The organism is Rickettsia senegalensis (assembly GCF_056135685.1).
The window spans coordinates 419,168-445,341 of the sequence record NZ_JBVYTQ010000001.1 but is presented as its reverse complement, the minus strand read 5'-3'; the positions used below and the strand labels follow the sequence as shown (position 1 = coordinate 445,341).

The window sequence follows — 26,174 nt, the reverse complement described above, 5'->3', positions numbered from 1 at the left end:
CGCTCGGTGTCATTCCTGCGAAAGCAGGAATCCATCATAAAGCGAGATAAATCGAGCTTTTAATTTCAAAAATTTGCCGTATTTATGCTTTTTTTTTGGATTCCTGCTTCCGCAGGAATAACATAACAGCCACAGGATAACAATACGAAATCTGCTTCATATAATAAAATCAACTATATAAGGAAAAAATATGACCTCAAAAGCTACTAACTCTTCTTCTACCCCTAACGGTCATGATAAGACAGCAAAAACTACCAAACCTGTTCTAAATGGTGCGGTTTCAAATCATAACACTTATGATGAAGTGCCGTATGAAAGCTATCCATATGCTCTTACAAATCCTTATCACTTAAGTACGCTTGCAACTCTTTTCGGCGTGAATGCTCCTGAAGTCGAGAATGCAAAAATATTAGAGCTTGGTTGTGCAGCAGGGGGTAATTTAATACCACATGCAGTTCTTTATCCAAAAGCTCATTTTGTTGGGGTTGATTTGTCTAAGGTACAAATTGACGAAGCAAATAAAAATGTTAAAGAACTAGGATTAAAAAATATAGAGTTCCATCATTGTTCGATAACCGATATTGATGATTCTTTCGGTAAGTTTGATTATATAATTTGCCATGGCGTAATTTCTTGGGTACCAAAAACCGTTAGAGATAAAATTTTTGAAGTTTGTAATAAAAATCTTAGTCTAAACGGAATAGCATATATTAGCTATAATACCCTCCCTGGCTGGAATATGGTGCGTACTATTAGAGATATGATGATGTATCATTCTAGCTTATTTGCAAATGTCCGTGATAGAATAGCTCAATCTAGATTGTTACTAGAATTTGTTAAGGATAGCTTAGAAAATTCTAAAACCCCTTATGCAGAAGTATTAAAAACCGAAGCGGGACTACTTGCTAAACAAGCCGATCATTATTTACGTCATGATCATCTAGAAGAAGAAAATGCTCAATTCTACTTCCATGAATTTATGAATGAAGCAAGAAAACACAATTTACAATATTTAGCCGATTGTAATCTTTCGACTATGTATCTTGGTAATATGCCTCCAAAAGTAGTAGAGCAGTTAAAAGCAGTGAACGATATAGTTAGAACTGAGCAATATATGGATTTCATTACGAATCGTCGTTTTAGAACCACTTTACTATGTCATAGTGATGTGAAAATTAATAGAAATATTAATAATGATGATATAATGAAATTTAATATGATCTTTAATATAGCGCCTGAAAAGCCGATGAAAGAAGTAGATCTTAATAATGCTTTCGAAGCCTTAAAATTCTTCTTAAACGGTAATAAAGATTCTAATTTAACAACTAGTTCGCCTTACATGAAAGCTATTTTATACACTTTCAGCGAGAATCTAAATAATCCGTTAAGCTTTGAGAAAATAACCTCTGAAGCCAATAAAAAGCTACATAGTACTAAATTAAACGAAATTAAAGCTGAGCTTTTAAATATTGCAATGAAGCTAGTACTACAAGGTTATATTAGTATTACAAATCAGAAGCATCGAAATAACCCTGAGCTTGATAAGCCTAAAACAACAAAAATGGTGATACATCAAGCAACCCATACACCTTCTATGTGGGTTACAAATTTAAAACATGAACCGATCGGCGTTAATTTCTTTGAGAAGTTTGCACTTAGATATATGGACGGTAAACATGATAAAAAAGCAATCATTGAGGCTGTACTTGGTCATGTAGAAAAAGGCGAGCTAACTTTAAGTAAAGAAGGTCAAAAAGTAGAAAACAAGGAAGAAATACGCAAAGAACTAGGAAGCTTATTTACTCCAATGATCGAGAAATTTTCTTCTAACGCATTGTTGGTGTAATATATATTTCGTCATTGCGAGCGACTGAAAGGAGAGTGGCAATCTCATGAAATAATAACAAACTCTTGGGATTGCTTCGTCAATTACTACGTAATTTCCTCGCAATGGCGAGGAAATTCTAAAGCATAATAACTCATGTTCATATTTTTTTATTTATTTGCAACATTAATAACTATCAGCAGCTTATGCGTTGTTTTAAGCAAAAATTCCGTATATTCGGTATTATGGTTAATTTTTGCATTTATCAACGGTGCAGGACTTATGATTTTGCTTGGAGCAGAATTTTTAGCTATGATGCTGATAGTGATTTATGTTGGAGCTGTAGCAGTATTATTCTTATTTGTGATAATGATGCTAGATATACATTTTAATAAGACAATAACACAGTTAAAAGAAAATCTTGCTTTAAGTATTTTTATAGCTCTAATAATGTTTGCTGATTTAGTAACAATTATTTTACTTGGCTCTAAAAATATTAATTTCAGCTCGGATGTAACGTTTGCCATAACAAATGATATCTCAAATACTAAAGCAATAGGTAAGGTGCTTTACACCGATTTTATGCTACCGTTTCAAATGGCGGGGCTTATTTTATTTGTCGCTATGATTGCATGTATTACATTAACGCTAAAGAAGCGTGAAGGAGTAAAATATCAAGATATTACAAAGCAACTCTCCCATAATAAAAGTAATGTTGTATTGATGACAAAGCCTACTCTAAATAAAGGTGTCGAGAATATTAAATATGAATGAATATATTTCGCTTAATCATTATTTAATCTTAAGCAGCTTGGTTTTTACTATTGGGATGTTTGGATTATTTATGCATCGCAAAAATATTATCAATATATTAATGTCCATTGAGTTAATGCTGCTTGCAGTTAACATAAATTTTGTTGCATTTTCCATATATATGCAAGAATTATCAGGACAAATTTTTAGTATTATAATCTTAACCGTAGCAGCTTCCGAAACCTCAATAGGGCTTGCGATATTACTAATATATTTCCGTAATAAAGGCTCAATTGAAATCACTGACATTAATCAGATGAGAGGATAAGATGTATCAAAATCTTGCCATAATGATTATCATGTTACCGCTTGCATCTAGCGTAATAAACGCGTTATTCGTAAAGATAATAGATAAAAAATTAGCTCAAATAATTGCAACCGGCTTCTTATCTTTATCTACCTTATTCTCATTAATAATATTTTGTGATGCGGGTCTAGACGGGAATATAATCCATATTAAATTATTACCATGGATTGAGGTTGGAAATTTTAAAGTAAATTGGTCGATTTATATCGATCAGCTCACTAGCATAATGTTTATAGCCGTAACATGGGTGTCAAGCGTCGTGCATATTTACTCGCTTGGCTATATGGCGGAGGATAAAGGGATTGTACGCTTCTTGTCTTTTCTTTCTTTATTCACTTTTTTTATGTTAATGCTAGTATCAGCTGATAATTTCTTACAATTATTTTTCGGCTGGGAGGGCGTCGGGGTTTGTTCATATTTACTAATTGGTTTTTGGTATTCAAAAGAATCCGCCAATAAAGCAGCGATTAAAGCTTTTATAACTAATAGAGCCAGCGATTTTGCTTTTATCTTAGGTATAATAACGATTATTGTTTATTGTGGTTCGGCAAATTACAAAGGTGTGTTTTCATCTGCAGAGTTATTATCTAATACAAAAATATTTTTACAATTTTCTATTCTAGATGTTATTTGCTTGTTATTATTCATCGGCTGTATGGGTAAATCTGCACAGATCGGTTTACATATATGGCTGCCTAATGCGATGGAAGGACCGACTCCGGTATCCGCACTTATTCATGCAGCAACCATGGTAACGGCAGGAGTATTCTTAGTAACACGCTGCTCATATTTGTTTGAATATAGCCCTTTAGTTCTACAGTTTATTACAATAATCGGCGGTGTTACTTGTCTTTTTGCCGCAAGCATTGCTGTTATGCAAAGCGATATCAAAAAGATTATTGCTTACTCTACCTGTAGTCAGCTTGGTTATATGTTTATGGCTTGCGGGGTATCTGCCTATAATAGCGGGATATTTCACTTAGTAACTCATGCCTTTTTTAAAGCCTTATTATTCTTATCAGCCGGCAATGTAATACATGCAGCTCATGAGCAGGATATTTTTAAAATGGGTGATTTAAGAAATAAAATGCCGGTAACTTACGGAAATTTCTTAATCGGTTCACTTGCATTGATAGGTATTTATCCTTTGGCAGGGTTTTACTCTAAAGATTCGATTTTAGAAGCAGTTTATAGTAGCGGCTCATTTATGTTCATTTTTGGGATAGTGGCAGCAATACTTACTGCTATTTATTCAATGAAAATTATTATGTTGGTATTTCATGGTAAAACTAGGCTAGAAAAAGAGGTTTTTGAGCATGCCCATGAACCGGCTAAAATAATGAATAACTCCCTTATATTGCTTGTCACTGGGAGCTTTTTTAGCGGTATGATCGGCTATTATTTACTTTCTATGGATAAACCAAACGGCTATTTCCATGAAAGTCTATTTAATTTACATATTTATAAACTACTAATTAGCCACCCGCCTTTATATATTAAGCTACTACCTATGGCAGTTGGCATAGCTGGGATTGTTAGCGGCGTTTGTGTATATAAAGGCTTTCTGTCATCTCAGCCTTCTTCTATGTCATTCCTGCGGAAGCAGGAATCCACTAAAAGCCACGGGATGACATTCCTGTCTAATATAATAAAAAACAAATATTACTTTGACGAAATATATAATTTCTTAATTGTGAAACCTATTAACTGTTTAGCTTCATTATTTTATCTTGGCGATCAGAAAATAATCGATCGTTTTGGACCAAACGGTTTTTCACGAGTCGTCAATTGCTTTAGCGTTCTTGTCGGTAAAACACAAACAGGATATGTTTTTAATTATGCTTTGTATATGGTATCGTTTATTGTTGCGGTAATTAGCGTTTTCGTTTGGAGAGGTTTTTAAGAACACTGATGTCATTCCCGCGTAGGCGTGGTGGTATATGTCATTCCCGCGTAGGCGGGAATCCAGTACTTTAAAACTTTATTTGAAAAGCTAGTTTTACGATGGATTCCTGCTTCCGCAGGAATGACATCGAGTAGTAATATACTACTAAAAAAACTTATAAAATCTTAAAATAGCATGTTAGAATTACCTATTATATCTATCAGTATTTTCCTGCCGCTAATAAGCGTGCTATATATTTTGCTGTTTATTAGTCAAAGTAAAAAGGCAAATAAAGCAATATATGTAATGTATGTTGCAGTACTTAGTTCTGTTTTAACATTCAGCTCAACTATCTATATTTTAATAGAGTTTGACTCTTCAAACCCCGCTTATCAATTTGTTGAACGCTACGATTGGCTTGATAAAATCGGGCTTGAATTTCATGTTGGTGTTGACGGTATATCGATATTTTTTGTGACTCTAACTTCTTTTCTTACTCTTATTTGTATAATCGGAAGCTTATTTACCGTTAAAAAATATATTAAAGAATATTTGGTATGCTTTTTATTAATGGAATCTTTTTGTATAGGAGCTTTTACTTCGGTAAATTTATTATTATTCTATCTCTTTTTTGAAGCAATATTAGTGCCGATGTATATTATTATCGGCGTCTGGGGCGGTGAAAATAGAATATATGCAGCTCTTAAATTCTTCTTATATACTTTCTTCGGCTCGGTATTTTTCCTACTTTCATTAATTTATATTTATAACAAAATTCATAGTTTTGATTTAACTTATATTTCTGAACTTACCGGTAATATTCCATTATTTGTTCAGCAAATTTTATGGTGGGCTATCTTTATTGCTTTTGCCGTTAAAATCCCCATGATTCCGTTTCATACTTGGCTACCTGATGCACACGTACAAGCTCCAACTAGCGGCTCGGTTATTCTTGCCGGTATTCTGCTAAAGCTCGGCGGTTACGGCTTTTTAAGAGTATTACTACCGTTATTTCCTAATGCATCACAAGAATTTGCAATTTACGTAATTTACCTTAGCGTTATTGCAATAATATATGCGTCCCTTGTTGCTCTTGCTCAAAAAGATATGAAGAAGATGATAGCCTATTCATCTATTGCACATATGGGATATGTTACAATAGGTATTTTTAGCTTTACCGAAGCCGGAGTTAGCGGAGCAATATTTCAGATGCTTAGCCACGGCGTGATTTCCTCATGCCTATTCTTAATAGTCGGTACTTTATATGAAAGATTGAACACCAAAGAAATAGCTAAATATGGTGGTGTTGCAAGTAAAATGCCTGTGCTTGCCACATTTTTTATGATTGCAATGCTTGGCTCTGTCGGTCTTCCCGGTACTAGCGGATTTATCGGAGAGTTTTTAAGCCTGCTTGGGATTTATAAGGTGAATGTAGCAGCAACCTTTATAGCGGCTCTTGGTATAATTCTTGGAGCTGTATACATGTTAAAATTATACAAAGAAGTAATGCTCGGTGAGATTACCAATAAAGAAATTATGCATTTCAGAGATTTATATAAATATGAAATAATCTCAATAGCCCCTTTAATACTACTAATTATTTACTTTGGGCTAATGCCGAGTTCTATTTTAAATGTATTTAGCTTATCAGTGGAGAATTTGCTAGTAAAATTTTGATAACCTATATAATAATCGTCATTGCGAGGAAATTACGAAGTAATTGACGAAGCAATCTCAGAAGTTAGTTATTATTTCATGAGATTGCCACGCAGCCTACGGCTGCTCGCAATGACGATCTTCAGTATCCGAACAATGACGGGAAAACATGACAAAAGAAAATGCTATCACTTCATCAATTACAATTTAACATAGAACAAAGAAATTTATTTGATCTAAATATTACTTTTCTTCCTTCTTCTATCATCTATATAAAAGGAGCCAACGGTTGCGGTAAAAGCTCATTACTGAGAATGATGGCAGGGGTTATGCAACCAAGTAGCGGTAATATTTACTATAAAAATAATAATATTAATAACACTCTTAAACCTTACTGCACTTATATCGGTCATAATTTAGGGCTAAAACTTGAAATGACTGTTTTTGAGAATCTAAAATTTTGGTCGGAAATTTATAATTCCGCTGAAACCCTATACGCTGCTATTCATTACTTTAAATTACAAGATTTATTAGATGAAAAATGCTATAGTTTATCTAGCGGAGTGCAGAAAGTCGTAGCCGCAGCAAGACTTATTGCCTGCCAATCTGACTTATGGCTACTTGATGAAGTTGAAACTAATTTAAGCAAAGAAAATAGAGATCTGCTAAATAATTTAATTGTTATGAAAGCAAATAACGGAGGTATTGTTTTTCTATCCTCTCACCTAGAAAATTCCATAAAATCTGCACAGACATTACAGCTGGATATATAATATATGAAATTTCGAATGCAAAGTTCGAGATTTCATGATATAATCTTTTTAAAGTTAAAAATTGTGATTTATGAAAGCAATTATTAAACGCCCTCATTATTTAGAAAAGATAACAGCACAATTTTTAAGTCATAAAATTGTAGCTCTTTTAGGACCAAGACAATGCGGCAAAACTACTTTAGCACGTCAATTTGCGGAGGGACAAAGAAAAGTACATTTTTTTGATTTAGAAGATATAAGAGATTTAGCTGCCTTAGAAAATCCTTATATTGCACTCGAGGGTAAAAAGGACTTAATTATTATTGATGAAATTCAAAGGTTACCTGATTTATTTCCTACTTTGCGGGTTCTAGCCGATAAAGATACAGAGCAGCGTTTTTTAATACTCGGTAATGCCTCAAGAGATTTAATTAGACAATCGTCAGAAACACTTGCAGGCAGAATATCTTATATAGAAGTGCATCCTTTTTCTTTGTTAGAAGTAGATAATATAGATAGACTGCATCTATTCGGCGGATTTCCAAACTGTTATCTTTATCCTGAAACAGGTTTTGACTGGTTAGAGCAATATATTAGGACTTTTTTTAGAACGTGATATTCCAAATCTTGGTTTCTCTATTCCGCCTAGCACATTACGTCGTTTTTGGACGATGCTTGCTCATTATCACGGGAATATTTTTAATGCTTCTGAAATTGGAAAATCTTTAGCAATAAGCGATCATACTATAAAAAATTATCTAGATATTTTATCCGGTACTTTTATGGTGTGTCAATTATATCCTTGGTTTGAAAATATTTCTAAACGCCAAAAAAAACGGCCTAAAATATATTTTACTGATTCAGGAATATTTCATCATTTAGTTGATATTTATTCACCTGAGCAATTATTAAGACACCCAAAACTAGGAGCAAGCTTTGAAGGGTTTGCTCTAGAGCAAATAATACGCATTTTTAATAAACGCAGCGAGGATTGTTATTACTGGGGGATACATCAAGAAGGAGAGCTAGATTTATTTATAAGACATAAGAGTCTAAAGCTGGGTTTTGAGTTTAAATTTAGCGACGCTCCTACTCTTACTTCTTCGATGTATAAAGCCATAGACTATTTAAAATTGAATGAATTATTCGTTATATATCCAGGTAAAAAAAGATATCAATTAGGAAGCAATATAACCGTTGTGCCGGTTAAAGATATAGTAACGCTTGTGTAGATTATACATTAGGCAATCCTTCCTCATTATTAGAAGTATGATTAAGCACTCCTGAAAGTGTTATACCGTTTTGAGCGAAATCATTTATCGGATTATATTCATCTAAAGAAGTAAGAAAAATGGGAGGCTCGACTTTTATTTCTGTACATGACGGAAATGTATTATGAAAAGTTTCTATAGCTTTAGATGGATTCATATCTAAATATCTACAATATGCAATAATGTCCCAAGAATATGTTAAAGAGTTGTTCTTAGGTGTTGCTGCAGTCTTAAAATCAGAAATTACTGAGAGCATTGTCGCAAAATGCTTATATTCTACTGTATATGGACTACTAGTTATAGCGTGAGATATGTTTTTTATACCATTCCAAAACCTAGATAAATAATGATTATCAGAGTTAAGTGATTTTATTACATCTATAGTAACGCTAGTCGGTGGCTCGGAATTATAGGTACAATAAACTTTTACTCTATAGGCACTTTCTGTAATTTCTTTTTTATAGGTTCATTTTGCATATTATATTCCTAATAAATGAAAAGTAGATAGACGAAGTCTAATTTGGAAAAGAGCAAGGTGTTTTGATATTTTTAACCGTAGCGTAGTAAACCTACGTGAGGATTAAAAATGAAAAACAACGTAGCCAATTTTTCAAATTAAACGAGTATATTACCTATACTCATAATCCTTATGTAATTTACTAGCTAGTGCCTGCTCCCATCTATCGCCATTTTGCAGTAATCTTTCTTTATCATAAATAAGTGCGGTATGGGTTAAGCTTGCAAACTCGAAATTAGGTCCTTCAACTATCGCATCTACAGGGCAAGCTTCTTGGCACAATCCGCAATAAATGCACTTTGTCATGTCTATATCATAACGTGTTGTACGCCTACTGCCGTCATCTCGCTCGTCAGCCTCGATAACTATAGCCTGAGCAGGGCAAATAGCCTCACAGAGCTTACAAGCAATACAACGCTCTTCCCCGTTTTCATAACGTCTAAGTGCATGCTCGCCCTTAAATCTAGGGCTAACAGGGCTTTTTTCATAAGGATAATTTATCGTAACTTTGGGCTTAAAGAAATACTTTAAAGTCAAAGCCATCCCCTTTATTATCTCATATAGAAAAAATGATTTTAAATAGTTTATCATAAAAGTTATATATTAAAGATCGATGGCATTATTACAGCTTCTATGTCATTCCTGCGTGGGCGGGAATCCGCAAAAATAACATATAGTGGCGGTGCAAAAATTATATATTTAACAAAATCGACATATAAAAACTTGTTTTTATATGTTTTGCTGGATTCCTGCTTTCGCAGGAATGACAGTGATATCTAAACACTCGGCAAATTATCAGTATAAACAAGCACACTAGAGACTAATACCACCCAAAATAAAGTTAGAGGTAAAAATACTTTCCACCCCAAACGCATTAGTTGGTCATAACGATATCTCGGCAAGGTTGCTCTAATCCATAAAAAGCAGAACAATAAGAATCCGACCTTAAATACAAACCAAAAGAACCCCGGAATACAATCTAACCACGATATATTAAAGGGCGGCAGATAACCTCCTAAAAAGAAAGTCGTAGTCATTGCACTAACGAGTATCATATTAGCATATTCACCTAAAAAAAATAAAGCAAATCCCATAGAGGAGTATTCAACATTATAGCCGGCTACTAATTCCGATTCTGCTTCGGGTAAATCAAAAGGTAATCTATTTGTTTCGGCAAGCACCGAGATAAAAAACACGACGCCCATAGGTAGTAGCATTAAATCAATCCACCACGGCAGAGTTCTTTGTGCTTCAATAATCCCACTTAAATTGAGAGTACCGGTAGTAAGTAACACGGTAATAATAACTAGTCCCATCGATACTTCATAAGAAATCATTTGGGCAGATGAACGTATAGCTCCAAGGAATGCGTATTTTGAGTTACTAGCCCAACCGGCAACAATAATGCCATAAACGCTTAAAGAAGATATAGCAAGGATATATAAAACACCGACATTAATATCTGCGAGAACTACGTCCTTTGCAAAAGGTATAACTGCCCAGCCGATTAAACTTAATATAAAAGTTATCATCGGTGCTAAAATAAATAATATTTTATCGGCGTGAGTTGGAATAATCGGCTCTTTGAATAAGAGCTTAACCGCATCAGCAATAGGTTGCAAAAGCCCGAATGGTCCAACGACATTAGGTCCTTGTCGAAGCTGCATTAATCCAATAACACGACGTTCTGCATATGTTAAATACGCAACGCATAAAATTAAAGGTATAGTGATCGCCACCACCTTTAGAGCGATGATAATTAACGGAAAAATATATTCAAAAAAGAGTTCTGTCATAATGTTATTTAATTGTCATACAACAGTCATTGCGAGGAGATGCGAAGCATCGACGCGGCAATCTCAGGACTTTGGCACGAGATTGCTTCGTCGAATTACTATGTAATTCTTCTCGCAATGACGGTTTAGGTATCCATGCTCTTTGCGTTTGCTTGTAATGACGACTCTTCATACCGCCCTCCCATTTCTCTTTTCCTTAGCCTCTACACACTTGGCCATAGTGACCGAGTTTTTACTAATTACATCAGTCATATAATAATTAATAGGTCCTGTAGTTATAGGCTCTTTTGATAACTTATCTTTAGAGCTAAATTTAGCAAATTTACTCTCTACAATTTTATCAATATTAGCAAATATCTTATATTCTTTAGCAAGTTTGGCTCTTACTTCTTGTAAATCACTCATTCCGATATCTATTTTCAGATAACCGGCAAGCTCTTTAATAATTTCTATATCTTCTTTAGCTGTTCCTACAGGCGATACTGCTTTTTCCGCTATTTGAGGTCTTCCTTCTAAATTTACGTAAATTCCGCACTGCTCGGTATAAGCTGCCGCAGGTAAAATTACATCAGCATTCGCAGCACCTGCATCCCCATGATGTCCTTGATATATTATAAAAGCCGATTTTAGCTTATCAAATGGGAGTTCATCGGCTCCAAGTAGGTAAGCGAGTTCTAACTCTTCAAGTTTAATAGGAGTATTAAAACCTATGTCAAGACCGCCGACTATAGAAGCGTGATTATGCAATATATTAAAGCCTTGAAAGTCATCACGCATAATATTATATTCAGCCGCCATCTTATGAATAAGCGACAATATAGCATATCCGTCATCTCGTCCATATACGCCGTCACCTACTATAATCATCGGATATTTTGCTGCTTTTAAGGCTTTCGTAAACTCATGAGTACCAATAGCTAGCTCTTCAATAATCTTAATATCATTTCCTAAATCCTGAATTCTATAAGTTTGGTTGTTGTGTCCTTCACCTATTCTTGCCACTTTTAATGAGCCTGCACGCACTCTTTGCCCTATTCGGCTATTTAATACCGGAGCTATCTGCCTTGGATTTGCTCCGATTAGTAAACATGAATCAGCCTTTTCTACACCAGCAATAGTTGTATTAAATAAGTAGTTTCCTCGCTGCGTGGTATCAAATTTATAATCAAACTGATTAACGCTATAATTATTAGAACCAAACTTTTGCAATAATGTTTTTAGCATGAACATTGCTTCAACAGATGCAAGAGAGCCAGCAATAGCAGCAATTTTCTCTGGTTTTACGGATTTAATTTTATCTGCTATCATCTTTAAAGCTTCGCTCCAACTAGCCTCTACTAACTTACCGTTTTTTCTGATATAAGGGAGATCTAAGCGTTGATATTTCAAACCGTCATAACTAAAACGATTTTTATCAGAAAGCCATTTCTCATTTATTTCTTCATTAACACGAGGTAATATTCTCATTACCTCATCGCCTCTACTATCTATACGAATATTAGAGCCTTCCGCATCATGCACACCAATACTAGCGGTATGTTTTAGTTCCCATTTACGAGCTTTAAAAGCATAAGGTTTGGAATTTAAAGCACCGACCGGACAAATATCTATCATATTACCGGAAATTTCAGAATCGAGCGTTTGCTCTAAATATGAAGTTACCTCCATATGCTCACCTCGATGGATAGCTCCCATTTCTTCTATTCCGGCTATATCATTTGCAAATCTAATACATCTTGTACATTGTATACATCTAGTCATCGCTGTTTTAATCAGCGGTCCCATATATTTATCTTTAATAGGTCTCTTATTTTCATGAAATCTATTAGTACCTTTGCCGTATCTAAAAGCCTGATCCTGCAAATCACACTCACCGCCTTGGTCACAAATAGGACAATCTAGAGGATGGTTAATAAGTAAAAACTCCATCACTCCTTCACGTGCTTTTTTTACCATAGGCGTATCAGTGTGAATAACCATACCGTTACTTACCGGCATTGCACAAGAAGCTATAGGCTTTGGTGATTTTTCCATTTCAACCAAACACATACGGCAATTACCGGCGATTTTTAGACGCTCATGATAACAAAAATGCGGGATTTCTTTGCCTGCTTGTGTGCAAGCTTGATAAACGGTGCTACCTTCTGGTACTTCTATTTCAGAGCCGTCTACGTTCAGTTTTATCATCTTATTTAATCCAATAAGTCATAGGGTTCGGATAAGCTTGATCCTCTATAATATATTTAAAACCGATGGCAACACGAAGTACATACCAAACAGCAAGTGCAAAGTATAGTACTACTCCAATAATGATAAACGTAAATATGAAACATACAATCCACCCAAGTACCCCAAGGCAAAAAGTACGGAATAAAAACACGTAATGACTGGTAGCAAAATTATCACCTTTATCTTTATTAAGATATGCAAAAAATACTCCAATTAATGGTAATATCGGCGCTACTACCCCGCATAAATATAATATATATACTACAATTAAGTTTTTCTTACCGCTCTCGGTATATTCTTTAAGATTCTTGTCCATATTTTTATTTACCTCTTTATTCCGACAGCCCTTTATGTCATTCCCGCATAGGCGGAGCTTTGCCCGTGCAGCTCTTATGTCATTCCCGTATAGGCGGGAATCCAGTCATTAATAAAGTATAAGCATACTAAATTTTTTAAATTAAAAGCTCAAATAATTTCGCTTTTTTCTGGATTCCCGTCTACGCGGGAATGACATCACTTCAAACTCTCTACCACAAAATGCATAATACTGCCGTGCTTTATATAATTTATCTCATTATCTGTAAATATTTGCAATATTAAATCGATCGTTCTTGCTTCACCGGTTTGTTTTTTTATCACGCATTTAACAGGATTATAAGGCTTTATTTGTTCACTTAAGCCTATAATATCAATAGTTTCCGAACCGTCTAACTTTAAATCTAATCTTGTATTATTGCCGGTAAAAGTTAGCGGTAAAATACCCATACCAACCAAATTTGAACGATGTATTCGCTCAAAGCTCTCGGCAATCACTGCCTTTACTCCAAGCCGTTGCGGACCTTTTGCCGCCCAATCTCTAGACGAACCGCTACCATATTCTTTACCGGCAAAAATCACCACAGGTACATCATTAGCTTTATAGTCCATAGCCGCATCGTAAATAGTTTGCTGCGTGCTACTTAATTGGTTTATAGTAAAGCCGCCCTCTACTCCCTTACACATTTCGTTTTTTATACGGATATTAGCAAATGTGCCACGCATCATCACTTCATGATTCCCTCTACGTGATCCGTAAGAGTTGAAATCTAGAGGCTCTATATGATGGTCCGTTAAATATTTAGCAGCAGGGCTGGTTTTACTAATACTACCTGCAGGCGAAATATGATCGGTAGTAATAGAATCACCGAAAATTGCTAGAATTTTTGCAGATTTTATATCTTTTATACTGTTCTTGCTGCCTATATCCTCAAAATAAGGTGGATTATTAATATAGGTACTATTCTTATTCCAGCTATAAGTAGAGCTATTAGTAATCTGTAAATCTTTCCACTCTTTTGTTCCGGTAAATATATCGGAATATTTTTCTATAAACATAGAGGAATTAATTGAATTTGTAATAACTTCATCTATCTCTTCTTTGCTTGGCCAAATATCTTTTAAATAAATATTTTTTTCTATCGGCTGATTATTTAAATCTATATTAAGAGTGCCGCTAAGTGCATATGCTACGACTAAAATAGGCGAGCCGAGATAGCTTGCTTTAGTAAGTGGATTAATTCGCCCTTCAAAATTCCTATTACCAGATAAAACAGAAGCAACAACTAGCCCGTTTTTGTTAATAGTTTCCTCTATTTCCGGATTTAAAGGACCGGAATTACCGATACAAGTAGTGCAGCCGTAACCTACTAGATTAAACCCTAATTCATCTAAATATTTATCAAGACCGCTAAGCTTCAAATATTCCGTTACGACTTTTGAACCCGGGGCAAGAGAAGTTTTAACCCAAGGCTTTACCTTTAATCCTTGTTCTAGTGCTTTTTTAGCAAGAAGTGCTGCACCAATCATCACGCTAGGATTAGAAGTATTAGTACAGCTAGTAATTGCTGCAATTACCACATCGCCGTTACCGATTTCGTAATTCTGATTTGCTACGGCATATTTTTTATCAATGTCTTTATTTTCTATACCGAAATTCGGTAATTCATGTTTAAAACTACTTGCTACATCGTTTAAATCTACCCTATCTTGCGGGCGTCTTGGCCCGGCAAGCGAGCTATGTACCATAGATAAATCTAGCTCTAAAATTTCGGTATATTCTGCCTCATGCTCGAAATCATACCAAAGATTCTGCTTGTTTGCGTATTTTTCTACTAATTTGATTTGCGTTTTTTCTCTACCTGTTAGCTCTAAATATTTTATAGCTTCTTGGTCAATCGGGAAAAAGCCACAAGTAGCACCGTATTCAGGCGACATATTAGAAATGGTAGCACGATCGGCAATCGTTAGATTTTTTAGCCCCTCGCCGAAAAACTCAACAAATTTGCCTACTACTTTCTTTTTCCGTAGCATCTCGGTAACGGTTAAAACTAAATCGGTTGCTGTAGCTATGCCTGTTAATTTTCCTGTTAGTTTTATCCCAATTACTTCCGGTAGAATCATAGTAAGAGGTTGTCCAAGCATTGCAGCTTCTGCTTCTATTCCGCCAACTCCCCAACCAAGCACCGATAATCCATTTACCATGGTTGTATGGCTATCAGTTCCAACTAAACTATCAGGGTAAGCAAGTCCGTCTTTATGCCGCACGACTTTTGCTAAATATTCTAAATTTACCTGATGACAAATACCCGTACCAGGCGGCACTACTTTAAAATTATTAAATGCCTGCTGCCCCCATTTAAGAAACTGATAACGCTCAATATTGCGTTTCATTTCCATTTGCACGTTTTTATCGAATGAGTCTTTAGCTGCATAAGAATCAACGCTTACGGAATGGTCTATTACCAAATCAGCAGGAATAAACGGATTAATTTTTAACGGATCGCCTCCTATTTTCTTCATCGCATCACGCATAGCAGCCAAGTCCACAATAGCAGGCACACCGGTAAAATCCTGCATCAAAACTCTTGCCGGCATAAAATCTATTTCCGCATCAGATTTTTTAGTTTTTAGCCATTCTTTAAATACAAGTAAGTTTTGCTTTGAACCATTAGAACGTAATACATTCTCAAATAACACTCTTAAACTATATGGAAGCTTTTTTAAGGGAAGTTCGATATCGCTTGCCGCTTTATTTATATCGTAAATTTTGTAGGAAGTATTATCAATTGATAGTTCTTTAAGATATTCTGAATTATGCACTTTTTGCATACGTTCCTCGTTTGATATTCGTTATGTTAGTGACATTGTCAGCTATGTCATTCCCGCGAAAGCGGGAATCCAGTACTTTAAACATTGTTGAAAGCTCGATTTATCTCGCTTTATGATGGATTCCCGCTTTCGCGGGAATGACATAAAAACTATAAAATAACCTTATCCCAAAACGTAGATTTTTAAAACAAATTAATGTTGTTCTGATAAAGGTTTTTGAAGTTCTAGAAGCTTAGTTGCTATTTCTGCTTCATTTAAATTTGTAACGTTAATAGCAGTTTCCGTTGCTATATTAACATAACTTCCCGTTACTTCGGTTACACCGCCGGAAATAAGATAAGTAATTTGTGGGTTGTGTATATCATCTATATAAACCTGTACTAGACCGGCTTTTAAACTAACAATCATCGGAACGTGACTCGGCAGCACTCCAAACATACCCTCCTCACCCGGCATTGTTACCATTTTAGCTTGCTTTTCAAATGCAATACTCAAAGGAGTAATTATTTTAACTAGAATTGTTTCGTTCATACTTTTATGTCATTCCTGCGAAAGCAGGAATCTAGTAATTAAAAATTTTTATGGATTCCTGCTTTCGCAGGAATAACATAAACTCTTAAGTTGACGCCCACACACTTTCGCAGGAGTGACATAGAGGCTACTTCAGAGTTTTCGCCTTCTCTATAGCCTCGTCCATAGTTCCGACCATATAAAAAGCAGCTTCTGGTAAATCATCGTATTTACCCTCTACAAGCCCTTTAAAGCCTGCTATAGTATCGGCTAAATTAACAAATTTGCCTTCAGCTCCGGTAAATACTTCAGCGACATGGAAAGGCTGTGATAAGAAACGCTGTATTTTTCTAGCACGCGACACGGTTAGTTTATCTTCTTCGGATAGCTCATCCATACCTAAAATAGCGATGATATCCTGCAACGATTTATAAGTTTGTAAAACCTGCTGCACTTGCCTTGCTACGCTATAATGCTCTTCACCGACAATCATCGGATCAAGTACCTGAGAATTACTATCTAACGGGTCAACTGCCGGATAAATCCCAAGTTCGGCTATCTGACGGCTAAGTACTGTTGTAGCATCTAAATGTGCGAAAGAAGTAGCAGGAGCAGGATCGGTTAAATCATCTGCCGGTACATATATAGCCTGCACGGAAGTTATTGAGCCGTTCTTAGTAGAAGTGATACGCTCTTGTAGTTCTCCCATATCGGTCGCAAGAGTAGGCTGATACCCTACCGCTGACGGAATCCTACCAAGCAACGCCGATACTTCAGAACCTGCTTGAGTAAAACGGAAAATATTATCTACAAAGAATAAAACATCTTGCCCCTCATTCATATCTCTAAAACTTTCCGCAATGGTCAGACCGCTTAATGCAACTCTTGCCCTTGCTCCTGGCGGCTCATTCATTTGTCCATAAACAAGAGCTACTTTTGAATTTTCCGGTTTCTCAAGGTCAATCACACCGGAGTCAATCATTTCATGGTAAAGATCATTACCCTCTCTAGTTCTCTCACCGACTCCTGCAAATACGGTATAACCGCCATGGGCCTTAGCTACATTATTAATAAGCTCCATTATAAGCACGGTTTTACCTACACCTGCACCACCGAATAGTCCTATTTTACCGCCTTTAGTATAAGGAGCAAGTAAATCAACAACTTTAATACCGGTTACTAATATATTACGCTCGGTTGACTGATTGGTAAAATCAGGAGCAGACTTATATATAGAAGAAATATTTGAGCTTTTAATGTCTCCTTTACCGTCAATCGGCTCACCTACAACATTCATAATACGCCCAAGCGTCTCAGTACCTACAGGAATACGAATAGGACTACCTGTATCTATTACTTCTACACCCCGCACTAATCCTTCAGTAGAATCCATAGCAATACAACGCACCGTATCATCGCCTATATGCTGTGCTACTTCCAGCACTATCCTTTGTTTATCGTTATAGCACTCAAGGGCGTTTAGAATTTCCGGTAATTTGCCGTTATTCGCAAATTTTACATCCACCACCGCTGAAATAATCTGAGTAATTTTACCGATATTTTTTGTCATAATTTTTCTGTTAAGATAATGTTCTTATAAAAAACGTCATTGCGAGAAGAAACTGCAAGTTTCAACGAAGCAATCTCAAGAGATTTGACGAGATTGCCACGTCGCTTCGCTCCTCGCAATGACGATAACTACAGAGCTTCAGAGCCTGCTATAATCTCTATCAACTCCGTAGTAATAATAGCCTGTCTTGATCTATTCAACTTTAAAACTAATTTACTTATTAAATCATTAGCATTATTTGTTGCATTTTCCATAGCGGTCATTCTAGCTCCCTCTTCACTTGCTCTATTTTGTAGTAAAGCATAATTTATTTGGGAATTCACATATAAATTAATTAAGTTAGAAATTAGATTCTCTCCCTCATGCTCATAATTATAGTCAATTGATTTGGACTTGCCTACTGTGTCACTCGTCGCTCTCCTATTATTTATAGGCTTCGCTCCTTGCTCCTTGTATCCAAATCCAACTGAATTGACTATAGAATTATCTGCAGAATCATCATGATATTTTTCTATCGGTAAAATCTCTTGTCTAGTCATCATTTGAGTCATTGCGTTTTTAAATTTATTAAAATATATAACACAATTACTAACTTCTAGATTTTTTACCGCTGACATGATTTTTTGCTTTACTTGCAGCATCAGATTTTCATCATGAATTTTGGGTAACTCAAAATAACTATCAATATAATTTGCATATTGCCTTTTTAGTGCTTCATAACCTTTTTTTCCTATAATGATAAGCTTTATTTGTTCGCCTTTATTTTCTAACTCTTTAATATCATTCTTAACTTGCTTAATTATACTGTAATTAAACGTTCCGCATAAACCACGCTGTGATGTCATAACTATCAATAAATTTGCTTTATTCGGTATAGTATTAAAAAATTTCTGCTCTTCTATAGATAACTCATACATATCAATTGATAATATATCGGTCATCATTTTACTAATAGCCTCAATATAAAAATTTGAATTGGCTATTTGGCTTTTTATTTTTGCCATTTTAGAAGCTGATACTAGTTGCATTGCTTTAGTAATCTTTTGTGTAGATTTAACGCTTTTAATTCTAGTTCTTAATTGCTTTAAATTTGACATATAGTTTTTTGGTTTTTATGTCATTCTCGTGCGTTCCCGTCATTGCGAGGAAAAATTGAAAATTTTGACGCAGCAATCTCAGGATGTTTGACGAGATTGCCGCGTCGCTTCGCTCCTCGCAATGACGATTTAGTATCCACACAAAAACAACATCATATTATTTAACAAATTCCTGAACAAACTTCGCTAAAAATACTTTTAGTTTCTGCTCGGTTTCTTCGGTTATACGTTGCTCGTTTTTTATTGATTCTAAAATATCTTTTTTATTTAACCTTATTTCAGCAAGCATTGCTTCTTCAAATTCTTTTACTTTCTGAAGCGGCACATCATTTAAATATTTCTTAGTTCCGACATAAATACTTACTATTTGCTCTTCTACCGGAAAGGGATGATATTGTGCTTGTTTTAATATCTCAACTAATCTTTTACCGTGATCGATTTGTGCTTTAGTGGCAGGGTCTAGATCTGATCCAAATTGCGAGAAAGACTCAAGTTCTCTAAATTGAGCAAGTTCTAGCTTTACCGAACCTGCTACCTGCTTCATAGCCTTTATTTGTGCTGCAGAACCAACACGGCTTACTGAAATACCGACATTAACAGCCGGTCTTACGCCCTTATAAAATAGCTCACTTTCTAGGAAAATTTGACCGTCGGTAATTGAGATAACATTTGTTGGGATATACGCAGATACATCACCTGCCTGCGTCTCGATTATAGGAAGAGCAGTAAGTGAGCCGCTACCTTTTTCCTCTGACATTTTAGCAGCACGCTCAAGCAATCTTGAATGCAGATAAAATACGTCACCAGGATAGGCTTCTCGCCCGGGAGGTCTTCTAAGAAGTAATGAGATTTGTCTGTATGCGACGGCATGCTTACTTAAATCATCATAAATAATAAGTGTGTGCATACCGTTATCACGAAAATATTCGCCCATACTACAGGCAGAATAAGGGGCAATGAATTGAAGAGCTGCAGCTTCCGAAGCAGTAGCCGAAACAACGATTGTATAGTCCATTGCTCCAGCATCTTCTAGTTTTTTTACTATCTGTGCAACACTTGATCTTTTCTGCCCAATAGCTACATAAATACAATAAATTTTATCGCTTTCATTAGTAAGTGAGTGAGCTTGTTTTTGATTAATAATAGTATCAACCGCTATCGCCGTTTTTCCGGTTTGTCTATCACCGATTATTAACTCTCTTTGCCCTCTACCTATCGGAATTAACGAATCTATAGCCTTTATTCCGGTTTGTACAGGTTCGCTTACACTCGTTCTTTCTATTATTCCCGGAGCCTTCATCTCGATATGTCTGTACTCTTTACTTGCAATATCGCCTTTGCCGTCAATAGGGTTACCAAGAGCATCAACAACACGACCAAGCAAAGCTTTTCCTATCGGTACTTCTAAAACTTCTTTAGTTCTTTTGACATTATCGCCTTGCTGTACTTGATTATCGTCGCCCATAATTACAGCACCGACGCTATCATTCTCCAAATTTAAAACAAGGCCCTTAACACCGGATTTAAATTCTACTACCTCACCGGATTTTACATTAGCAAGACCGTAAATTTTGGCTATACCGTCACCGACCGAAATTACCTGCCCTACTTCCTCAAGCTCACTCAAGCAATTAATATTAGCTATTTCCTTTTGTAATATTTCAGCTACTTCAATAGGCTTTAGTTTCATGGGTTTTATGTCTCCTACTAATATTTGTACGTTACTCCCGCATAGGTGTTAGTTTAAGGATCGATGTCATTCCTGCGAAAGCAGGAATCCATGAAAAAAAGTATAAATACAGCAAATTTTTGAAACTAAAAGCGGGGGTTATCTCGCTTTATGCTGGATTCCTGCTTTCGCAGGAATGACATCGATCCTATGCAGCAATCCTGACTTTCTTCAAACTCTTAGCTATTTTATCTAAACTACCCTTAGTCGAGTAATCTTGCAACATACTATCATATTTAATTATAATGCCGCCGATAATAGTACTATCAATATCAAATAATATTTCTGTTTTTTGATTTAATTCTTTTTCTATACGAGATTTAATCCACTCTTGCTCTTTAGGTTGTAACTTATTTGCAGAAATAACCTGAACTATCTTTATGTTTTTACTTTCATATAGTAAAGTATTATAAGCATCTACTATATTAGATAAAATAGCAGTACGAGAATTTTTTACCAATAACAATAAAAAATTATTCACTATTTTGTTAAATTTAGTATGTTTTACTAACGAATTAACCACATTAATTTTATCGTTCTTATTTACTATAGGAGAAAATAGGAACTCTCTAATATCAAAATTATCGGTAATTATACGATTTATAGCGGTAATTTCTTCAAAGATTTTATCTTGTATATTATCAACCATAGCGTTATTAAATAACGCCACTGCATAATTCTCGATTAAATTATCTTTGTTCATACATGTATTGCCCTATCATAAGCAGCGAGTACTGTCTCGTGCATCATTTCCGATAAAGTCGGATGTGGGAAGATAGTATTAATTAAATCCAACTCTGTTCCTTCTAAATTTTTTGAAATCACATATCCTTGTATTAATTCCGTAACTTCCGAACCTATCATATGAGCACCGAGCAACTCACCCGTCTTAGCATCAAATATAGTTTTAATTAAGCCGTCGCTATCACCACTTACTAAAGCTTTGCCATTAGCTATAAAAGGGAACCTACCTATTTTTAATTCATAACCTAAAGCTTTCGCTGCTTCTTCCGTAAGTCCAACGCTTGCTATTTGCGGTGAGGAATAAGTGCAGCCTGGAATGTTGTGTTTGTTAATAGCATGGGGTTTTAAGCCCGCTATGCTTTCCGCTGCAATAATACCTTCATGGCTTGCTTTATGAGCTAAACAAGGCACTCCTGCCACATCGCCTATAGCATAAACTCCTGACTCCGCAGTTTGCATTAATCTATTAGTAGTTATATAGCTGTTTTCTACTTTAACTTTGGTTTTCTCTAGTCCTAAATTTTCAGTATTTGCCGTAATACCTACTGCCATAAGCAAGATTTCAGCTTGTAATTTTTGTGTCTTACCCGCTAACTCTAGCTCAACTTCTATGCTGCCCTTTGATTTTGTTTGCTTAATTAATTTAGCATTTGTAATAATTTTTATTCCCTTTTTCTCAAAATTCTTATGAGCGATTCCGGCAATTTCCATATCTTCAGCAGGTAATATTCTATTATGCGCCTCAATTACGGTAACATCCACACCAATACTATTATAAAATGAAGCGAATTCTATACCTATTGCACCTGAGCCGACAATAATCATAGATTTTGGCACATGCTGCGGTATCATAGCTTCTTTTGAAGTCCATATTTGTTTACCGTCAGGCTCAAAACCTTTTAACACTCTAGACCTTGCTCCGGTAGCTATAATAATATTATCTGCTTTTACCTTAAGGTTATCATTTATATTTATTACCTTATTTCCTGCAAGGCTTGCTACTCCGTCTATCACGGTAACTTTATTTTTCTTAAGTAACAATTTAACCCCGCTCGCTAGCTTGCCTGAAATTTCTCTTGAACGTTCAACTATTTTCTTAATATTGATTTCAGCACCTTTAGCATCAATTCCATAATCTTTAGCATGTTTTATATATTCAAAAACCTCAGCGGATTTAAGCAGGGATTTAGTCGGTATACATCCCCAATTAAGGCACACCCCTCCTAAATGTTCTTTTTCTATTAATACAACTTTTTTCTTTAATTGTGCTGCTCTAATTGCCGTAACATACCCACCAGGACCACCGCCTATAACGGCTACATCGTATTGTTCCATTTTATTTTTATTTTGTTGGTTTTGTTATTATAAGTATCAACGTTATTGCGAGGATATGCGTAGCATCGACGCGGCAATCTCAGCAATCCTAATACTGCTTCATGAAATTGCCACGCTTCTTGCAGTCGCTCGCAATGACGATTAGAGTATACTACTCTTCAGCATCCATCTGTTTTTTTCATGTACTTTAATCCGTCCAATAATCATATCGGCTGTCCCCTCATCGCCCTCTGCTTGTGCTACTTTGAGTCCCTTATATAATGTATCTCTAATAATATCTTGATCTTTTGTTAGACTTTTAAGCATTTCGTTTGCTGTTACGTTTGGATTTGCCTCATCTATAGATGCAAGCTTTATTAAATTTGGTAATGCGGGAACTTTAGCGCCTAAACTTCTCACTCTTTCAGCAAGTTCATCTAAGCTTTCAGCTAAATCTTTATATTGTCCTTCAAATAATAAATGTAGACTTCTAAACTCTGCTCCTTCTACATTCCAGTGATAATTCTGTGTTTTAAAATATAAAGCATAACTATCTGCTAAAATTTGTTCTAAAGCTTTTACTACTTGCATAATATCCTCAAATTTTTATGAACTTTTTGACTTTATAACATTTCTTTAGATACTTCAAGAAATATTGAAGTTCATATAATTTTACCTAATTACAACAACTATATCTTAATTATTAATTTTATTAATAATTTCTTGACTCTCAAATAAATGCTGCTTATTATGCCTTTCAATTTTAAAAATCCAAAGGAACAGCAAAATGAATTACTATCTATTACACTTACTAACAGCTACCAGAGCACGCTTCGATGGGCTAACAACAATGGGAGGTAAAAAATATACTATATTACCTAGGCTCACTAGAGTATCTTATAACCGAAACTACTGAAAAATATGTGACAAGAGTGAATAATGATCTAAGTGCTAGGCATTTAGGAATCACTTTATTAAATAAAAATCCTGCAGATTTGATATTTCAAGGAAATTTCACGATAAAAGAAGCATTAAGTGATACTCAAGCTATTATTATGTCAACTATTAGTGGAAATGATATAAATGATTATATATTAACAAAATACGAAAAATTCTCTTTTCTATTTGATAATTCTACAATTGAAGCATGTAAAGAAGATTTTTATAGGGTTTATTCAAATCTTACAATGGTTAAAATTCCGCATCCTACTACCGAGTATATACTTGATATAGCAAGAAATAATACTATAGAAGACTATCTGACTCTAAATTATAATAGGTGTGAAATATTTGAGGTATTTAAAGGAAATACATTACAAAATCTATATGATACAATACATGATATATTAACCTCTCCCAATAATACTGAAAGCTGGAAAGAAATAGCAAATAATACAATTAATAGCACAATAGCAAGTGCTACTGATAAAATTTCTGAATTAACCTTTTCGGATGATATCAAAAATTTGACTGAAACCGCAATTAGTTCATTATCTGCCACTACTCAAGCAAGTGATATTAACACAACCGAGGGATGGACAGAGTCCGTAACAGAATATTTATCTGAAATGGCGACTAATGCAGTTAATAATACAATAACAAATTCTACTGCTGAAATTTCTGAATCAATCTTTTCCGATAACACTGAAAGTTGGACTGAAAAGAGAATAAATTTAATTAATAACACCGTAGCAAACCTTACTAATACTGCTTTCAATTCAACTTATAACCCTCAAGAAAATATGTTTGATGAGAGTGGTAACGATAATTCCTTAGCTACATATATAGGCATTGGTACAGCTGTAGCTGCCTCCATAGTTGTTGCAATAAGTGCAGGAGTAACTTGGTATTGCGTTAGAAGTAAAAACGCAAAAAAAGCTAAATTAAAACAATATATTGATGAAATTGAAGCTGAAAGAGCTGCTGAAAATAAACTTGCTGCTAACGATACTGAAGAGCATAGCGCTCCTCTACTTAACAACAGCACAGAGCATAATGATCATACTACGGTAGATATAACCGGAGTATCCTATGAAGACGAAGGTACTCCTGTATAGATAACTTAGATTCTTGCTTTTTAATCAACAACCAATAGCAAATTCACTATTGGTTGTTCCTCGAAAATAAAAATTGAAATTTATTTCAATTCTTTATTTATCAATTCTTTTAGCTTTTCTTTTGCTGCTTCTTTAGAACGTAGACTTGCATAAGAGTCATGGTGTTTTTTATCTTCAATAAAACGTACAAAGAAAATTTTTCTGTCATTTTTTTGTAACCAACCTATTTGGCGATCTTTGAGCTTTACAGTTCTATCTTCATTAAGGCGATTTCCACTACCTGTTTTGCCGTAGAGCTTCCACCCATCTGCAAAATCTTCAATAAACATAATATTTTTAGTCATTTCTTGGGCTTTAACACTTACCGGCAATTTATTCTCCGTAAGTTTTTGAAGAAAAGCTATTTGTTCTTCCGGTGAAATTTCTAAAGAACTAAAAAGCCATGAATTAGTTAAACTGTTATTCTTTCCTTTATCTCCTGAAATATCACGATTACCATAATCAAATTTTGTTACATAATCACGGAATTTTTCATAACCTAATTCTTTAGTAATAAGACGTGAATACCAAAGACAGCTGTTTTTTATCCAGTCTTTAGGCGTATGCGACTGCTTCCAAACTTCAAGATAATCGTCATATCTCTCTTTAAAAGGTAACTCCGGATGAGTTTCATCAATTAAAAACCATCATCGTAACCCATCAAGCTTAAGACAATTTTAAATGTGGAACATGGGGCGTAGCGTGATTTGCAATCACCATCCTCTTTAATAAATTTGTCATTTTCTTTAACTAAAAAGCAATCTGCTCTAGTTATAAAAGGTATAGTAAGTGATATTAGGGCAGTTATATATAAAATAATTTTTTTCATAGGTTAAAATAAAAATAGGTGGTTTTGTTGCATAATACCGATGTCATTCCCGCGTAGGCGGGAATCCAGCATAAAGCGAGATAAATC

General features: G+C 35.0%; 24 protein-coding genes. 9 read left to right on the top strand and 15 right to left on the bottom strand.

Annotation, left to right across the window (positions count from 1 at the left end):
• Positions 1–190: 190 nt before the first annotated feature.
• The 8 genes from AC0ODJ_RS02310 (at position 191) to AC0ODJ_RS02275 (ending at position 8,470) form a co-directional block, all read left to right on the top strand.
• Complete coding sequence (locus tag AC0ODJ_RS02310; protein ID WP_218460547.1) at positions 191–1,846, top strand: methyltransferase regulatory domain-containing protein; 1,656 nt, start codon at positions 191–193, stop codon at positions 1,844–1,846.
• A 135-nt stretch (positions 1,847–1,981) separates the two neighbouring features.
• Positions 1,982–2,599, top strand: a complete 618-nt coding sequence (locus tag AC0ODJ_RS02305) for an NADH-quinone oxidoreductase subunit J (protein ID WP_474464871.1) — start codon at positions 1,982–1,984, stop codon at positions 2,597–2,599.
• A complete protein-coding gene (gene nuoK / locus AC0ODJ_RS02300) occupies positions 2,592–2,906 on the top strand; it encodes an NADH-quinone oxidoreductase subunit NuoK (RefSeq protein ID WP_218460549.1) in 315 nt (104 codons plus the stop codon). Before AC0ODJ_RS02305 ends, nuoK begins: the two co-directional genes overlap by 8 nt.
• Positions 2,907–2,937: 31 nt before the next feature.
• The gene (gene nuoL, locus AC0ODJ_RS02295; RefSeq protein ID WP_474465664.1) at positions 2,938–4,848 is read left to right on the top strand and encodes an NADH-quinone oxidoreductase subunit L; all 1,911 of its coding nucleotides are present in this window, start codon (positions 2,938–2,940) and stop codon (positions 4,846–4,848) included.
• Positions 4,849–5,025: 177 nt separating this feature from the next.
• Positions 5,026–6,507, top strand: coding sequence for an NADH-quinone oxidoreductase subunit M (locus tag AC0ODJ_RS02290; protein ID WP_218460551.1), 1,482 nt, complete (start codon positions 5,026–5,028; stop codon positions 6,505–6,507).
• Positions 6,508–6,668: 161 nt separating this feature from the next.
• A complete protein-coding gene (ccmA, locus tag AC0ODJ_RS02285; RefSeq protein WP_218460552.1) occupies positions 6,669–7,259 on the top strand; it encodes a heme ABC exporter ATP-binding protein CcmA in 591 nt (196 codons plus the stop codon).
• A 70-nt stretch (positions 7,260–7,329) separates the two neighbouring features.
• Positions 7,330–7,854, top strand: a complete 525-nt coding sequence (locus AC0ODJ_RS02280) for an ATP-binding protein (RefSeq protein ID WP_474464869.1) — start codon at positions 7,330–7,332, stop codon at positions 7,852–7,854.
• Complete coding sequence (locus tag AC0ODJ_RS02275) at positions 7,829–8,470, top strand: ATP-binding protein (protein WP_474465660.1); 642 nt, start codon at positions 7,829–7,831, stop codon at positions 8,468–8,470. The genes AC0ODJ_RS02280 and AC0ODJ_RS02275 overlap by 26 nt, the downstream gene beginning before the upstream one ends.
• A gap of 1 nt (position 8,471) precedes the next feature.
• Here the strand turns inward: AC0ODJ_RS02275 and AC0ODJ_RS02270 are convergent, their stop codons facing one another.
• The 13 genes from AC0ODJ_RS02270 to AC0ODJ_RS02210 form a co-directional block, all read right to left on the bottom strand.
• A complete protein-coding gene (locus AC0ODJ_RS02270) occupies positions 8,472–8,765 on the bottom strand; it encodes a hypothetical protein (protein ID WP_474464867.1) in 294 nt (97 codons plus the stop codon).
• A 372-nt stretch (positions 8,766–9,137) separates the two neighbouring features.
• Complete coding sequence (gene nuoI / locus AC0ODJ_RS02265; protein WP_218460554.1) at positions 9,138–9,617, bottom strand: NADH-quinone oxidoreductase subunit NuoI; 480 nt, start codon at positions 9,615–9,617, stop codon at positions 9,138–9,140.
• A 185-nt stretch (positions 9,618–9,802) separates the two neighbouring features.
• Positions 9,803–10,822 carry an NADH-quinone oxidoreductase subunit NuoH gene (nuoH, locus tag AC0ODJ_RS02260; RefSeq protein ID WP_474464865.1) on the bottom strand — a complete coding sequence of 340 codons (1,020 nt, stop codon included), beginning with the start codon at positions 10,820–10,822 and terminating at the stop codon, positions 9,803–9,805.
• Positions 10,823–10,990: 168 nt separating this feature from the next.
• Positions 10,991–13,009 carry an NADH-quinone oxidoreductase subunit NuoG gene (gene nuoG, locus AC0ODJ_RS02255; protein WP_474464864.1) on the bottom strand — a complete coding sequence of 673 codons (2,019 nt, stop codon included), beginning with the start codon at positions 13,007–13,009 and terminating at the stop codon, positions 10,991–10,993.
• Between the two features lies 1 nt (position 13,010).
• Positions 13,011–13,367: a DUF4870 family protein gene (locus AC0ODJ_RS02250; RefSeq protein WP_218460557.1), complete on the bottom strand. Its 357-nt coding sequence runs from the start codon at positions 13,365–13,367 to the stop codon at positions 13,011–13,013.
• A gap of 197 nt (positions 13,368–13,564) precedes the next feature.
• Entirely contained in the window at positions 13,565–16,198 is a 2,634-nt protein-coding gene (gene acnA / locus AC0ODJ_RS02245) for an aconitate hydratase AcnA (RefSeq protein ID WP_474464862.1), read from the bottom strand.
• A gap of 192 nt (positions 16,199–16,390) precedes the next feature.
• The gene (locus tag AC0ODJ_RS02240; RefSeq protein WP_218460559.1) at positions 16,391–16,729 is read right to left on the bottom strand and encodes a F0F1 ATP synthase subunit epsilon; all 339 of its coding nucleotides are present in this window, start codon (positions 16,727–16,729) and stop codon (positions 16,391–16,393) included.
• A 127-nt stretch (positions 16,730–16,856) separates the two neighbouring features.
• Positions 16,857–18,278, bottom strand: coding sequence for a F0F1 ATP synthase subunit beta (gene atpD, locus AC0ODJ_RS02235; RefSeq protein ID WP_218460560.1), 1,422 nt, complete (start codon positions 18,276–18,278; stop codon positions 16,857–16,859).
• A 128-nt stretch (positions 18,279–18,406) separates the two neighbouring features.
• Positions 18,407–19,375, bottom strand: coding sequence for an ATP synthase F1 subunit gamma (gene atpG, locus AC0ODJ_RS02230; protein ID WP_218460561.1), 969 nt, complete (start codon positions 19,373–19,375; stop codon positions 18,407–18,409).
• A gap of 157 nt (positions 19,376–19,532) precedes the next feature.
• A complete protein-coding gene (atpA, locus tag AC0ODJ_RS02225; protein ID WP_218460562.1) occupies positions 19,533–21,065 on the bottom strand; it encodes a F0F1 ATP synthase subunit alpha in 1,533 nt (510 codons plus the stop codon).
• Positions 21,066–21,252: 187 nt separating this feature from the next.
• Positions 21,253–21,807 carry an ATP synthase F1 subunit delta gene (atpH, locus tag AC0ODJ_RS02220; RefSeq protein ID WP_218460563.1) on the bottom strand — a complete coding sequence of 185 codons (555 nt, stop codon included), beginning with the start codon at positions 21,805–21,807 and terminating at the stop codon, positions 21,253–21,255.
• On the bottom strand, positions 21,804–23,183 hold the full coding sequence (lpdA, locus tag AC0ODJ_RS02215) for a dihydrolipoyl dehydrogenase (RefSeq protein ID WP_218460564.1): 1,380 nt from the start codon (positions 23,181–23,183) through the stop codon (positions 21,804–21,806). Before lpdA ends, atpH begins: the two co-directional genes overlap by 4 nt.
• A gap of 141 nt (positions 23,184–23,324) precedes the next feature.
• Complete coding sequence (locus AC0ODJ_RS02210) at positions 23,325–23,753, bottom strand: Dps family protein (RefSeq protein WP_474464859.1); 429 nt, start codon at positions 23,751–23,753, stop codon at positions 23,325–23,327.
• Positions 23,754–24,094: 341 nt separating this feature from the next.
• Between AC0ODJ_RS02210 and AC0ODJ_RS02205 the strand changes: the two genes are divergently transcribed.
• Positions 24,095–25,219, top strand: coding sequence for a hypothetical protein (locus AC0ODJ_RS02205; RefSeq protein ID WP_256621312.1), 1,125 nt, complete (start codon positions 24,095–24,097; stop codon positions 25,217–25,219).
• Between the two features lie 80 nt (positions 25,220–25,299).
• On the opposite strand, the gene AC0ODJ_RS02200 is transcribed toward AC0ODJ_RS02205, so the two are convergent.
• Together AC0ODJ_RS02200 and AC0ODJ_RS02195 are read right to left on the bottom strand one after the other, a co-directional pair.
• Entirely contained in the window at positions 25,300–25,896 is a 597-nt protein-coding gene (locus AC0ODJ_RS02200) for a penicillin-binding transpeptidase domain-containing protein (protein ID WP_371920410.1), read from the bottom strand.
• Positions 25,896–26,087, bottom strand: a complete 192-nt coding sequence (locus AC0ODJ_RS02195) for a hypothetical protein (protein ID WP_256621314.1) — start codon at positions 26,085–26,087, stop codon at positions 25,896–25,898. Before AC0ODJ_RS02195 ends, AC0ODJ_RS02200 begins: the two co-directional genes overlap by 1 nt.
• Positions 26,088–26,174: the final 87 nt, after the last annotated feature.